Origin of the sequence: Actinoplanes sp. OR16 (assembly GCF_004001265.1) — a bacterium.
Taxonomy (GTDB): Bacteria; Actinomycetota; Actinomycetes; order Mycobacteriales; family Micromonosporaceae; genus Actinoplanes.
The window spans coordinates 4,411,687-4,424,846 of the sequence record NZ_AP019371.1; the positions used below are offsets into that span (position 1 = coordinate 4,411,687).

The 13,160-nt window shown below is 71.6% G+C and carries 9 protein-coding genes; 4 read left to right on the plus strand and 5 right to left on the minus strand.

From position 1 onward, the window contains the following. The 3 genes from EP757_RS20385 to EP757_RS20400 all read left to right on the plus strand — a co-directional run bounded on the left by EP757_RS20385 (position 1) and on the right by EP757_RS20400 (position 2,856). Positions 1 to 1,125 (plus strand): alpha-amylase family protein, encoded by a 1,125-nt coding sequence (locus tag EP757_RS20385; RefSeq protein WP_127548336.1) that lies wholly within the window; start codon positions 1 to 3, stop codon positions 1,123 to 1,125. Further along, positions 1,122 to 1,565, plus strand: coding sequence for a hypothetical protein (locus tag EP757_RS20390; protein ID WP_127548338.1), 444 nt, complete (start codon positions 1,122 to 1,124; stop codon positions 1,563 to 1,565). The genes EP757_RS20385 and EP757_RS20390 overlap by 4 nt, the downstream gene beginning before the upstream one ends. Positions 1,566 to 2,502: 937 nt before the next feature. Beyond that, a complete protein-coding gene (locus tag EP757_RS20400; RefSeq protein ID WP_127548342.1) occupies positions 2,503 to 2,856 on the plus strand; it encodes a hypothetical protein in 354 nt (117 codons plus the stop codon). Here the strand turns inward: EP757_RS20400 and EP757_RS20405 are convergent. The 3 genes from EP757_RS20405 to EP757_RS20415 all read right to left on the minus strand — a co-directional run bounded on the left by EP757_RS20405 (position 2,834) and on the right by EP757_RS20415 (position 9,316). Further along, on the minus strand, positions 2,834 to 7,900 hold the full coding sequence (locus EP757_RS20405; protein ID WP_127548344.1) for a diguanylate cyclase: 5,067 nt from the start codon (positions 7,898 to 7,900) through the stop codon (positions 2,834 to 2,836). The genes EP757_RS20400 and EP757_RS20405 overlap by 23 nt on opposite strands. A gap of 64 nt (positions 7,901 to 7,964) precedes the next feature. Further along, positions 7,965 to 8,702 carry an MBL fold metallo-hydrolase gene (locus EP757_RS20410; protein ID WP_127548346.1) on the minus strand — a complete coding sequence of 246 codons (738 nt, stop codon included), beginning with the start codon at positions 8,700 to 8,702 and terminating at the stop codon, positions 7,965 to 7,967. A 17-nt stretch (positions 8,703 to 8,719) separates the two neighbouring features. Continuing rightward, positions 8,720 to 9,316: a TetR/AcrR family transcriptional regulator gene (locus EP757_RS20415; protein WP_127548348.1), complete on the minus strand. Its 597-nt coding sequence runs from the start codon at positions 9,314 to 9,316 to the stop codon at positions 8,720 to 8,722. A gap of 116 nt (positions 9,317 to 9,432) precedes the next feature. Here EP757_RS20415 and EP757_RS20420 point away from each other — a divergent pair, with 116 nt between their 5' ends. Then, positions 9,433 to 10,260, plus strand: a complete 828-nt coding sequence (locus tag EP757_RS20420) for a hypothetical protein (protein WP_127548350.1) — start codon at positions 9,433 to 9,435, stop codon at positions 10,258 to 10,260. Here EP757_RS20420 and EP757_RS20425 read toward each other — a convergent pair. Both EP757_RS20425 and EP757_RS20430 read right to left on the minus strand, forming a co-directional pair. Next, entirely contained in the window at positions 10,257 to 12,377 is a 2,121-nt protein-coding gene (locus EP757_RS20425; RefSeq protein ID WP_127548352.1) for a glycosyl hydrolase, read from the minus strand. The two genes, EP757_RS20420 and EP757_RS20425, sit on opposite strands and share 4 nt — an antisense overlap. Further along, complete coding sequence (locus EP757_RS20430; protein ID WP_160165825.1) at positions 12,374 to 13,153, minus strand: HlyD family secretion protein; 780 nt, start codon at positions 13,151 to 13,153, stop codon at positions 12,374 to 12,376. Before EP757_RS20430 ends, EP757_RS20425 begins: the two co-directional genes overlap by 4 nt. Between the last annotated feature and the right edge of the window lie 7 nt (positions 13,154 to 13,160).

Consider the following 13,160-nt stretch of genomic DNA (forward strand, 5'->3'; position numbering starts at 1 on the left):
ATGTGGATCGACCACGCCATCTGGTGGCATGTCTACCCGCTCGGATTCACCGGGGCGCTGGACAAGCAGCCGAGGCACCGCCTGCCTCACCTCATCGACTGGCTCGACTACCTGCTGGAGCTCGGCGCCAACGGCCTTCAACTCGGGCCGATCTTCGCCTCCGAGTCGCACGGGTACGACACCGTCGACCACTTCCGCGTCGACCCGCGGCTCGGTGACGACGCCGACTTCGACAAACTGGTCGGCGCGGCCCGGGAACGCGGCATCCACGTCCTGCTCGACGGCGTCTTCAACCACGTGGGCCGGGGCTTCGGCGCGCCGCCGCAGTGGCTCAAGGGGACGGCCTTCGAAGGTCACGGCTCGCTGCTCGAACTCGATCACAGCCGGCCCGAGGTCGCCGATCACGTGACCCGGGTGATGAACCACTGGCTGGACCGGGGTGCCTCAGGGTGGAGGCTGGACGCCGCTTACGCCGTACCCCCGCGATTCTGGCGCGATGTGCTGGCGCCGGTGCGGAAAGCGCACCCGGAGGCATGGTTCGTCGGTGAGGTGATCCACGGGGACTATGCGGCGTACCTGCGGGAGAGCACCCTCGACGGGATCACGCAGTACGAGATCTGGAAGGCGATCTGGAGCAGCCTCAACGACCGGAACCTGTGGGAGCTGGCGTGGGCGATCAAGCGGCATCAGGACGTGGTGGCCGCGGGGACGCCGATGACGTTCGTGGGGAATCACGACGTCACCCGGATCGCCAGCAAGCTCGACGACGAACGGCATCTCGCGCACGCGCTCGTCGTCCTGTTCATGATCGGCGGAGTGCCGAGCATCTACTACGGGGATGAGCAGGCGTTCCGGGGGATCAAGGAGGAGAGGGCGGGCGGGGATGACGCGATCCGTCCGGTGTTTCCGGCGAATCCGTCTCTCCTGTCGCCTCTCGGCCGGCCGATCTTCGAGCTCCATCAGCGCCTGATCGGTATCCGTCGTCGTCATCCCTGGCTGGTCAGGGCCCGGACCGAGGTGACCGAGTTGACGAACACGTCGATGACGTTGACGTCGACCGACGGGACGAATCGCCTGACCGCGTCGCTGAACCTGGACGACGACACCTGGGCCGTCCACGAATGATCTACGCGATCATCGCCCTCTTCGTATCGGCGACGACGGTCACCTGGTGGATCGTGGGTGACCAGACCGACCCCGAGGCGAAACTGCTCGGCCTCCCGCTCGACTACGTGATCCGGCCGCCGGATCTGTCGGCGACCCAGGAACAGATCATCGGCATCGCGGCCACGATCGTGCTGGCGGCTTCCCTGGCCGTCCTGGTCGGCGCGGTCCTTCGTCGTCGCGCCGACCCTCTCTGGCTGCTCGCGGTCGTGCCCCTGTCCCTGGCGGCCGTCATAGCCGGCACCTGCTGGCGAATCTTCACCGCCGGCGTGATCGGCGCCAACGTCGGCGTGGGCCTGCTGACCCTCTTCGTCCTCCCGATCGCCGCGGTCATGCTGCTCCTCACAGCCCTGGTCCTCATCGCAATCCACAGACGGAAGAGCCTCCGTTCGTACGGCTGAAGCCCCGCTCCCACCACCTCCCACCGAAACGGACTTCTGCTGCGATGGCACCGAAGAGGGCCGCGGTCGCCAGTGGCAGAAGGTGCACCTCAGCGGTGCCCGGACCGCGCGTAGTGGCCGGTGGGTCCTGCTAGATCTTGAGCGCTCTTGCGCATCCGGGTGTCGAGGATCGCTCAAGATCTGCTGGAGGGGCGGTGGGGGTGGCGGTGGTGGTGGTGGTGGTGGTGGTGGTGGTGGTGGGTGGCGGTGCTGGTGCGCGTGTTCGGCAGATCTTGGGCGTTGTTGGACTGCTGGAAGTCGTGGATCGCTCAAGGTCTGCTGGAGGGGCGGTGTGGTGGTGGGTGGTGCCTGTGCCGGCGCGCGTGTTCGGCAGATCTTGAGCGTTGCTGGCCCGTTGAGTGTCGAAGATCGCTCAAGGTCTGCTGGAGGGGCGGTGTGGTGGCGGGTGGTGGCGGTGCCGGCGCGCGTGTTCGGCAGATCTTGGGCGTTGTTGGACTGCTGGAAGTCGTGGATCGCTCAAGATCTGCTGGAGTGGCGGCGTGGCGGCGTGGCGGCGTGGCGGCGTGGCGGCGTGGCGGCGTGGCGGCGGGTGGTGCCTGTGCCGGCCCGCGTTGTCCGCAGATCTTGAGCGTTGTTGGACCGTTGAGCGTCGAAGATCGCTCAAGGTCCGGTGAACGCAGCCGCGCCGCTCGGGCATCCTGCGAATGGCCGGGCGCCTATGCCGATCTGCGCGTCCCAGCGGATCTTGAGTGATGCTGGACTACCGGCTGTTGAGGATCGCTCAAGATCGCGAAGGGGCCGTGGCGGACGACGACAGGGGTCGCGGCGGACGACGACAGGGGTCGTGGCGGACGACGACCGGGGATCGTCGCGGACGACGACAGGAGCAGTCGATGATGCGGGCCATCGTGCCGAAGAAAAGGCGGATCATGGAAGGGTGCTGATTCAGAGGCCCAGCGAACGATGGCGCCACATAGTCGACGGCGAGGAGGCGGAGGTGGCCGCCGGCCGGGTGCCGGAGATCGAGGCGGTGGCGAAGCAGTTCTGGCCGCCGCCGTTCATCGACGCCGTGGATGCCGCGCTTGCCCGGTATGAGCGGGACGTGGAAGCCCTCGACGTCACCGACCGTGAGGCCGTGCGGCGGGCGGTGGAACGGGTGAGGCAGGCGTTGAACGAGCATCATCGCCTCATCGAGCGCAGCGAGCGGGACGAGCTGAACGCCTTCCTGCAACGCGTGCTGACGTTGCACGGCGTCGACGCGCACGGCCTCACCTTCCTGGAGGGGCGGTGACGACCCGGTTGCGGCCGGCCTCCTTCGCGCGGTAGAGGGCGTGGTCGGCGCGGGCGAGCAGCTCGTCGAGGCCGGTGTCGCCTGGTTCGAGGCGGGCCAGGCCGACGCTGATCGTGACCGGCACCGGCCCGGCCTGGGTGATCACCGGCGTGGCGGAGACGGCTTCGCGGACGCGTTCGGCCAGTTCAGCCGCCTGGCCCTCGTGATCGGGCAGCACCACCGCGAATTCTTCACCGCCATATCTGCCGAGAACATCGGAGGAGCGGAGCTTTTCCCGTACGCGGGAAGCCACCGTGCGGATCACCTCATCGCCGACACCATGCCCGTACGTGTCGTTGATGTTCTTGAACTTGTCGATGTCGAGCATGGCGGCGGCCAGTTCACGCCCGTGCCGGGCCGCCGTGTTCACCAGGGCGCCCGCGATCGCGTAGAAGTGCCGGCGGTTGTGCTGCCCGGTCAGCTCATCGGTGGTGGCCAGCTCCTGCACCCGGCTGAACAGGCGCGCGTTCTCGTACGCCGACATGCCCTGCGTCGCGAGAGCGGCCGCCACCTGACGGCTCGTGTCGTCCAGCGCCGAGCCGCCGAGCAGGATCAACCCGGCCGGCGCCTCCCGCCCTTCCAGCGGGACGGCGAGAGCCACGGGAGAGCCCCCGAGCAGCCGATCACGCAGTGAGCTCAGAGCGTCAAATAATGAAATATCCGAAATATCGGGAACGTCAACCCGAGATCCGACAATCGACGGCGATGAAAACCCGGCCACCGCCAGCACATCACCACCAGGACCGATCAAACACCCCGAGTCCGCTCCCAGCTGCGAGAACAGCAGAGAGAACAACCGGCGCAGCAACCGATCCGGCTCCAAGATCGTCGTCAGCTCGGCGAGACTGGCTCGCAACATCTCGGCCAGCTCCTGCTGCTGGCGCGCGGCCTGGACCGCCGAGTGCATCTGAGCGGCCCGGGCCGTCTCCAGCGACACCGCGACATGGCTGGTCACGGCCGTCAGGACCGCGACGTCGTCGTCGGTGAAGATGCCGCGGGCCAGCCGGCTGTCCAGGTAGACGACCGCGATGAGCCGCCCCTTGAACTGCACCGGAGCGACCAGGATGCTGCGGAGACCGTGGACCACCGCGCTGCGTGAACCCAGGGCCGCGCCCTCCTCGGTCCCCGTCACGACCAGGGGTTCCCCGGTGTCGGCGACTCTTCGCACGAGCGTCGCACCGTACGAGATGTCGTCTCCCAGCTCGCCGGCGGCATCCCGCCCGGCGTAACGCACCGGCTCGCCCGCGTCGCTGATCAGGAAGAACAGCGCGCGTTCGGCGCCGAGGATGCGCAGCATCTCGTCGAGCGCGACCTGGGCGAGCTGGCGGGGGTCGAGGATGGTCGCCGCGGCGGCGCCGATCTGCTGGAGCGCGTCCAGGTGACGGTTGCGGCCGCTGGGACGGCGTTCCGCGACGGTACGCCGATGAGTACCCGCCCCCTCCTCCACGCCGAACTCGGTGCGGGTCTGCCGCTTCCGCTGCTCCCAACCGTGGTGACCGGCGATGGCGAGGGCGTAACGGGCCTGGCGGTCGGCCTCGTTCGCCATGCCGAGGGCACGCATGGCCCGGGCCCGGATGCGGAACACCTCGTACTGGATGAACGGCGCGTCCAGCCCCCGCAGCTTCTGCTCGGCCTCGTCGGCGACCTTGAGACAGCGCTCGTGCTCACCGGCCACGTAGTGCAGGGACGCCCGGGTGGTCAGGTGCACGGCCCGGAGCAGTGGGGTCCCCCCGACCTCGCCGAGATCGGCGACCGCCTTCCGCGCGGCGTCCAACCGCGCGGCACGCTCCTCGTCGGGCGCGTAACGGAACTGGATGAGCCGCGCGTGTGCCTGGTAGACGTACACCCAGCGGTGCTGCGGCATCAGCTCGGACGGCTTGAGGCCGAGCGAGTGGAATTCGGCGAGGACCCCTTCCAGCTGGGCGCCGACCTCACCCTGTTCGAGCAGGAAGCAGCAGGCCGCGGTGAGCATGTTGGCGCGTTGCACCCGGGTTCCGGCGCCCTCCGGGAACGCCTCGCGGAGACGCTTGAGCGCCGCCCCGGCATCGCCGAACCGGCTCTGACCGGATGGGATCATCACGCTGAGCATGCCGAGGGACGTGCCGAGGGCCTGGTCCGAGTCGCCGAGGTGGCGCAGGGCGCGGTCGTACTCCTTCTCCGACTCGGCGACGTAGCCGCGTAGCAGCAGCCGCAGCCCGACGGTCGCGTAGCCGGGGATCATCTGGGCCGGCGAGTACCAGCGGGAGTGCCGGGCGATCACCTTCTCCCACGCGGTGCCGTCGTCGTACCCGCCGAAGAGCAGGGCGCAGCCGCGCAGCCACTCGACATAGGCGACCAGCGCCGGGTCGTTCAGCTCGGCGGCGACCCGGGCGGCCTGACGCAGGCAACGATCGCTGGTGCCGCGCAGATGGATCACCGCGGTGACGTAGCCGATCAGCGAGTAAACCCGGACGTACTCCGGGCAGGGGCCGAGACGGTTCACCGCGTACAGCGCCCGGAGTGCGAGCGTCCCCGCCTCGCGCAATCTCAAGCCGATCGCGGCGGCATAGCCGCCGGCGTCCAGGACCGCGGTGAGTGCGGCGAGGCTTTCCCGCCGCCGGCCCCGTGCGGTTCCGAAACCCCACGTGGTACGCCGGACGAAGCCACCGCCGATCGCCACGAACAACGACGCCAGTAGAGCGAGCAGTCCCGCTCCGGGGAGGGGCCGGCGCAGTTCGGCCAGGGCGGCCCGGGTCGCGTCGAGGGCCTTCTCGTCATCCCAGAGCGTGTGGTGCAGCTCGATGCGGGTGGTCAGCAGCCGGGCACGCCGCAGCCGGTCGGTCTCGGCTGCCAGCGCCCGGTCGAGAGTGGCAGCGGCCTCCTCGTAGCGGCCGGCCCGCAGATAGGCCTGGGCCAGCGGGTGCAGCAGCTCGAAGCCGGGGTGGCCGGCGACCGCCTCGCTCAGGTAGTCGATCGCCTCGGCGGGCGCCTGGTCGGTGAGGGCCCGCAGCCCGGCGGCGGCCACGGCGCGCTGCCGTTCGGCGGCCGGCGCCAGGTCACCGGCGCCGCGGTAGTGGCGGGCCACCGCGTAGACGAAGTCGCCGAGCCGGTCCAGGGCCGGCGCCAGGGCCGCGTGCCGCCGCCGCAGCTCGCGCTCGTCGAGCCGATCCAGCAGGACGTCGCGCAGCTGCGGGTGGACGAAGGCGTACCAGCCGCCCGGCCGCGGCTCCAGCACCTGCCGGTCCACGCCGGCGGTGAGCGACGTCATCACCCGGTCGGCGTCGCCGAGTTCGAGCAGTGGCTCCGGCCGGAACCGCACCCCGGCCACGGCAGCGGTGGTCAGGCAGTCCAGGACCTCGGCGGGCATCGTGTCCAGCCGGGCCGCGAGCAGCTCGCGGACGCCCTCGGTGGCCGGCAGCCGGTCGGCGCCGGCCGTGTCCAGCCGCCAGTCGCCCCAGAGCGGGCTGATCAGCCCGGCGTCGACGAGCCGCAGCAGGTGGCTCACGACGGCGAGCGGTGTCCCGTCGGTCCGCGCCACCACGTGCCGGATCAGCTCGTCGTGCACCCGCGCCCCGGGCAGCCGGGACTCGACCAGGGCGGCCACGTCGGTGCCGGTCAGCGCGGCGCAGGTGACTTCGAGAGCGCCGGCCGGCAGCGGGCCGTTCGTCGCCAGCAGCAGCAACACCGGCAGCGACGGCAGCTCCTCGGTCAGCTTCGCGATCAGCTGCCGGGTGCCGGAGTCCAGGTGATCCGCGTCGTCGATGACGATCAGCAGGCCGCCGGAGCGGGTGGCGAGCTCGCCGACGAACGTGACGGCGGCGGCGAGCACGTGGTCGCCCTCGCCCTCGCCCGCCTGTCCCAGGAACTGGGCCAGCAGCGCCGGGCCGGCCGCCGCGGACACCTCCTCGATCCGGTCCCGCATCTGCGGGTGCCGGCGGGCCTCGTCGAGCCAGCCGCCGATCGCCTCCCGGGCCGTGGCGAGCGGTGTCGCCTCGTCGGGCCGCGACGTCGCGCGCAGCACCGGGAGACCACTCTCGGCCGCCCAGCCGGCGACCTCGGCGGCCAGCCGGGAACGCCCCGACCCCGCGTCGCCGCGGATCACCGCGACCCCGCCCTGACCGTCCCGGGCCAGCTCCCAGCGCCGGCGCAGCCGTCCCGCCTCGGCGTCGCGGCCGATCAGCGGCCACCCGCTCACCGCCGGCTGCTCGGCCGCCGCACCGCCGGGACAGTCGCGCAGGCCGGCCAGCAGCGCCGCGGCGTCCGGATAGCGGTCGTCGGGATCCTTCGCGAGCAGCCTGCCGACGACCTCGACCAGGGCCGGGTCGATGCCCGGGCGCAGCGCCGCGAGGTCCGGCACCGGCGCGGTCAGGTGCAGACGTAGTAGCTCGCCGACGTCGTCGGCCTCGAACGGAAGACGCCCGGCCAGGCATTCGAAGAGGACGACCCCGAGGGAGTAGAGGTCCGAGCGCGCGTCGACCGGCCGTTTCAGCATCCCGGACTGCTCGGGCGCGGCGTACAGGAAAGTCCCGACCGCCTCGTCGTCCCGACCGCCCGCTGTATCCCGGCTCAACTGAGCGAGACCGAAATCGATCAGCTTGGCGGGTCGGCTGCCGGCGACCATGATGTTGCCCGGCTTGATGTCGCGGTGCACCAGGCCGAGCCGGTGCGCGGCGGCCAGCCCTCGCGCCAGCTGGGCGGCGATCTCCACGACCCGTTCCTGGCTGAGCACGCCGCCGGCGATCAGGTCGGCCATGGTGCCACCGGGGATCTGCTCGAGGACCAGCGCCGGGACGCCGTCCAGGTCACCGGAGGCGTACACCCGGACCACCGCCGGGTCGTCGATGCAGGCGAGCAGGGCCGCCTCACGGTGGAAGACCGCCCGGATCTCCGGGTACGCGTCGGGAGCAGCGAGGGGACGCTTCACCGCGTACCACCGGTCGCCGCGACGGGCCCGATGGACCATCGTGAACGCGCCCCGGCCGAGCTCCTCCCCGACGACCAGGTCGGTCAGCCCTATGTCCGTCACCTACACACTCACTCCGCATCCGGGGGTCGATATGAAGATCGGCCGGAGACAGGCGAACCTGAACTCACAGTGACGCGGCCAGCTTCTGGAGCGCGTCCGACGCGCCGGTGGTGAGCGGCTCACCGTGGCCCGGCAGGATCGCCTTCACATCGAGCGTCGCGAGCTTCTTCACCGATGCGGCCGCCGCGGCCATGTCGGCCGTGTACTGCGGGTTCGCCCCGGTCAGCTGGCCCATGTTGTTCAGGGCGTCGCCGGCCACGAGCACGCCCGTGTCCGGTTCGAACACCGAGATGTGCCCGGCGGTGTGCCCGGGCGTCCCGACGATCCGCAGGCCGAAGACCTCCTCGCCGTCCTGGAGACCCTTCAGCGGCTTCGACGCGGTGATCGCCTCGACCTCGCCCGCACCCGTGTAGATCGTGCCGTTGATCGCGGGCGCGACGCCGGCCAGGCCGCCCGCGTGGTCCTGGTGCTGGTGGGTGACGATCACGTGCTTCACGGCGTCCCAGCCGTGGCCCGCCGCCTTGAGGCCGGCCTCGATGTCGGGTGGAGCGCTGGACGTGCCGGTGTCGACGACGGCGATCTCGTTCCCGCGGATGAGCAGATAGACGGAGACGAAGTCGAGATTGACGCGCTGCCAGTCGCCGACGACGCCGTTCGGGGTGCCGCCGCTGACGGCACCCGATTTACCGGATGTCTCCGGGCTCGGTGTCGTCGCATCCGTCGTCGAGCATCCGGTCAGCGTGTTGACGACCGCCACTCCCAGAACACCGGCCCCACTGGTGAAGATCAGTCTGCGCCTCATCTTCTATCCATACCCGTTCACGCCGCGCTGCGCCATGGCAGCAGACAGAACTCGACCATCTTCAGCTGCCGCGACGGCTCGGCCAGTTCGGAGTCGGTGACGGCGTGCACCTGCTGGGCCACCGCGATCGTGAGGACCACGTTGATCACCTCGTCGACCGGCGTCTCCGGCAGCATGGTCCCGTCCGCGATCGCCTCCTCGAGGTGCCGGCGCAGCATCTCCCGCCACTCCTCGACCACGTCGGTCTGCGTCTCGGCGATCCGCTTATTCGCGGCGAGGCGGCCCCAGAAGCCGACCACGACGTACGCCTCGTCGACCGTCCTCTTCTCCAGCGGCAGGATCTCGCGCAGCATCACGTCGAAGGCGTCGAGCCCGCGCAGATGGGCCGTCCCCGCGACGATCCGTTCCGTGGCCAGCTCGCTTATCCGCTGATAGGCCCCGGCCGCCACCGCGTCGAACCCGTCGAAGTAGTGCCACAGCGCCCCGGTACCGACCCCCAGCTCGGCCGCGACGGCCCGGCTCGTGGCGGCGGGCAGCCCGTCTCGCGCGACGACCGTCAGATACGCCTCGACGATCTCACTGCGCCGCTGGTCGTGGTCGACGATTTTGGGCACTTTCCACCTCCGTAGCCGGATCGGCACGCCCGTGAAGTGTTACGCACCCGACAGTCGTCGGGACAGACGGGGTTCGTCACGGAGAGGCATGCTCTCGATACCGGGGAGGAGAATCGATGGTTGTACGTGTTCCGCCCGGCGATGACCTGCGTCTCGCCGATCACGTGGTGCGGCTGGTGAACGATCTGACCGCGGCGGTGGCCCGTTCCCGGGACCCGCTGACGGTCGCCTCCCGGCCGGGGGCGGACGGCTCGCACGTGGTGGTTCCCGCCCTCGACGACCTGCTGCACCGCGTCCGCGAGCTGTGGTGGCAGCGCCTCGAGCCCGCCGACCGGCTGGCCGTGCACGTGGCCGCCATGCACCGCGACCCGCGCCCCACCCCGCTCGGCGACGTCCTCACGGCCTGCCGTCTCGCCGCCGGCTGCGGCCACGCGGTGACGGTCCCCGAGTTCACGTCGATGACCTGCGGCTCGGTGAAGCCCGGCCCGCGCGCGACCTGGCAGGCCGAGGTCGGCACCCGGCCGTACGGCATCGGCCACATCGGCGAGTACGGCAGCATCCGGGCCGCGAACGCCGCCGTCTGGGACACCATCGAGACCAACCGCGAACTCCTGCGCGACCGTCTCCGGGCCGCTTCGCCGCTGCTCGCCGGCGTGGCGGCCCGAGGCTGGGAGGAACCCGCCGTCAGCGTCTGGGCCACCCCCGACCAGCGCGACCACGACGACCCGGCGCTGGTCACCATGCACCAGATAGCCCACCGGACCCGGGCCCGCCCCGCCGACGTCGACCGCTGGCGCGCCACCCACGCCGCCTTCCCCCCGCCCGAGCCCTCCACCTCGGTCTGGTACTGGCCCCTGGTCGAACGCTGGCTGGCCGACAACGACCTGCTGCCCGATCCGGTGCCCGACGACCGGCCGACGCTACCGGGGGACCGATCCTTCTAAGGCGCCTTGATCACTTTCGGCGCGCCGGCGGTCCCGAACGCCAGCGAGCCCACCGGCGCCACGACGCCCGGCTGTGCCGGGCCCAGCACGGCCAGGGCCTCGACCCAGTAGCGGACCATCGCCCGGCTGGTGCTCTCCTCCCGGCTGACTCCGGCGTCGAGGCGGCGGCGGGCGGCCTCCGGGTCGGACAGGGCCAGGTCGGCGGCGAAGAGGTCGCCCCAGACCCGCGGCTTGTCGCCCAGCTCCTTCTGCCGGGCGGCCGACGGCCCGCGGTAGAACGCGCCGGCGGTCAGCGGCAGCAGTTGGATGCCGAGGACCGACTCCGGCTTGGGGTCGAACCAGGTCGCGTAGTCGATTTTGGCGTCCCAGACGATGCCCGCGGTGGTGTGCGCGTATCCGGGCTCCCGGGTCAGCCCTTCGCCGAGCCAGTACATCCGGGCGGTCGCGGCCTCCAGGGCGTAATGGGCGACGCCGTACCCGATCATGGCCGGGTCGTCGCGGACGACTCCCCAGCGCACCACGGCCTCCCACGCCGCCACCGCCTCGCTGGACGACTCCTGATTGTTGCCGTCCGCGAAGGGGGCGAATCCGGAGGCGGCCGAACTGCCCAGATAGGCGTTGAAGGCCCGGAACGGCGGCAGCCCGCTCGCGGGGCCGATCGCCAGCGACCCGGCATAGTCGCGGACGACCAGGTCGACCACGTCGCCGTAGTCGCGGGCGAAACCGGCGTCGGCTGCCGCCAGCACGGCGGCGGCGCGTACCAGGTAGCCGTATTGGAAGTGATGGTCGTTGTAGTCCTGTGCGCCGAACTCGGCGGGGATGGCGATCAGCCCACCCCAGGTCGGGTCGTAGGCGAAGTACCGCCCGTCGGACGCTCCCGTGTAGGTGAGCCAGTCGACGAGCTGCGGCCGTAGCCGGTCGAGCGCCGCGGTGCGCTGAGCGTCCGCACCGGAGGCGGCCGCGACCTCGGCGATGGTGGACAGCCGGCCGAGCTCCTTGAGCCCGAAGTAGCTGCCGCCCGCGCCGGGCGGGTCGGCCAGGTCACGGTCCAGGTCGGCCAGTACGGCCTTGCTCGCCGCCGCGCTCAGCGGGACCTTCGGCATCGCGGTGAGCAGCCCGGGCATGGGGACCGTGACCTGCACCGAGTCGGCGTTGACCAGGGACATCGTTCCGCGAGCGTCAGGGTAGGAGCCGGCCAGGGGCGTCCGGCCGCCTTGTTGATGGGGGAGCAGCGCCCACGCGCCCGTCCGGCCGCCGGCTCGGCGCGCGGTGAGCGTCTGGCTGACCGTCCCGGCCGCGGCGTCGTACGTCGTGGCCGCCGTGGTCTGCACGATCGGATCGCCGGTGCTGGCCTGCTCCCAGCTCGCCCGGTCGGCGTCGGCCGGCACCCGGGCGACGGCGAGCCGGTCACCCGACCCGGTGACGGTGGTCCCGGTCTGCGCCAGATCGGTGCCGAGAACGTCCCAGCGCCCGCCCGCGATGTCGAGCCGGGCCCGGGTCGGTGTGCTGCCCGCGTCGCGGAAGACGCCGCTCACGGCCGGCGCCGCCCCGTCGAAGCTCAGCCACACCACCGGGCTGCCCTGCGCGAGGGTGACGTCGACCCGGCCGCCGCCGGCGAGCCCGACCCGCAGGACGACGTGGAAGGCGCCGTAGCTCACGACGCTCACGGCGCCGGTGGCCGCGCCGACGGTGAGGGCCGGGACGAACGGGGTGATCACAGCGTTCGCGGAGGCGGTGAGCCCCGCTCCGCTGATCTGCAGGCCGTCGGCGGCGGCCCGCACCGCCAGCGGGTGCGTCCAGATCGGCTGGGTGCGGGGCCCGGTCAACGCCGAGCTCCACCACTGGTTGGTCGGCACCGCCTGGTCGGTCAGGTCGCCGGCCTGGACGGGAGCCCCGGCCTGGACGAGGCCGGCAGGCAGCTTCTCGGCGATGCTCCCGCTGCCGGTGACCGCCGGAACGGTCCGTGGCGACGCGGCGGCGTCCTCCATGACCGTGCCGGTGGCCGGCGCCGGCGGGGCCGGGGCCCGGTCCGCCGGCGCGTCGTCCGCCGCGGAGGTGCACGCGGTCAGGGCGACCAGCGTCACGATCCCGGTCAGCGCCAGGAAACGGCGGCTCATGCGCTGTTCACGGCAGGGGTGCTGCCGACGGCCGTGGTGGTGTCGACGACGACGGCGAACCGCAGGCCCGGCACCAGCGTCCGGACGGTCGCCCGGGCCGCCGGATCCGGCTTCAGCACGACGGTCAACTCGTCGGCGCCGCCCGCCACCCGGCCGGCGTCGACCTTGGGCTCGACCTTCTCCAGCGTCGTGGTGATCCGGCCGGGCAGGCCGGGCCCCGTTACGTAGGCGGTCATCCCGAGCCGGAATCTGCGCAGCTTCTCGAGCGGCACGTCGACCGCGAACGCGACCTTGGCCGGGTCGTAGAGCGTGACGATCGGCTCACCGGCGCGGGCGACCTGCCCGGCCGCGACGTCGATCCGGGTGATGACTCCCGCGGCGGGCGCCCGCAGTTTCTGGACGCGCGGCCCCTCCCCGTCGGCGGTCAGCGTGATCGTCGCCAGGACCGCGCCCGCGGCGACGCTCGTCCGCTCGGTGGTCAGCACCTCGGTGACGACGGCGGCGTCGGCCGAGCCGGCGGTGATCGGCTGCGCGGTGAGCACGGCCGTGCCGGCATCCACCATGTTCTGCTCGGCGAGGCGCTGCCGGACGACGTGGGCGCCGCCCGCGCCAGCCACCGTCACCAGGATCAACACCACCAGGCCGGTACGCATGACCCGCAGCACGGCGCGTCCTCGTCCTCGGCGCTCGGGCGGCGGCGCGGCCGGTTCGGGACGCTGGATCACCTTGGTCGAGCTGTCGTCGAAGGTCCTGGTGCTGTCGGTAGTGGCGCTCATGGTCATA

Bases quoted from the DNA above. Each gene is read 5' to 3' on its own strand.
- EP757_RS20425 (WP_127548352.1), bottom strand. From the start codon at position 12,377: ATGAGCCGCCGTTTCCTGGCGCTGACCGGGATCGTGACGCTGGTCGCC.
- EP757_RS20390 (WP_127548338.1), top strand. From the start codon at position 1,122: ATGATCTACGCGATCATCGCCCTCTTCGTATCGGCGACGACGGTCACC.
- EP757_RS20430 (WP_160165825.1), bottom strand. From the start codon at position 13,153: ATGAGCGCCACTACCGACAGCACCAGGACCTTCGACGACAGCTCGACC.
- EP757_RS20410 (WP_127548346.1), bottom strand. From the start codon at position 8,702: ATGAGGCGCAGACTGATCTTCACCAGTGGGGCCGGTGTTCTGGGAGTG.
- EP757_RS20385 (WP_127548336.1), top strand. From the start codon at position 1: ATGTGGATCGACCACGCCATCTGGTGGCATGTCTACCCGCTCGGATTC.
- EP757_RS20420 (WP_127548350.1), top strand. From the start codon at position 9,433: ATGGTTGTACGTGTTCCGCCCGGCGATGACCTGCGTCTCGCCGATCAC.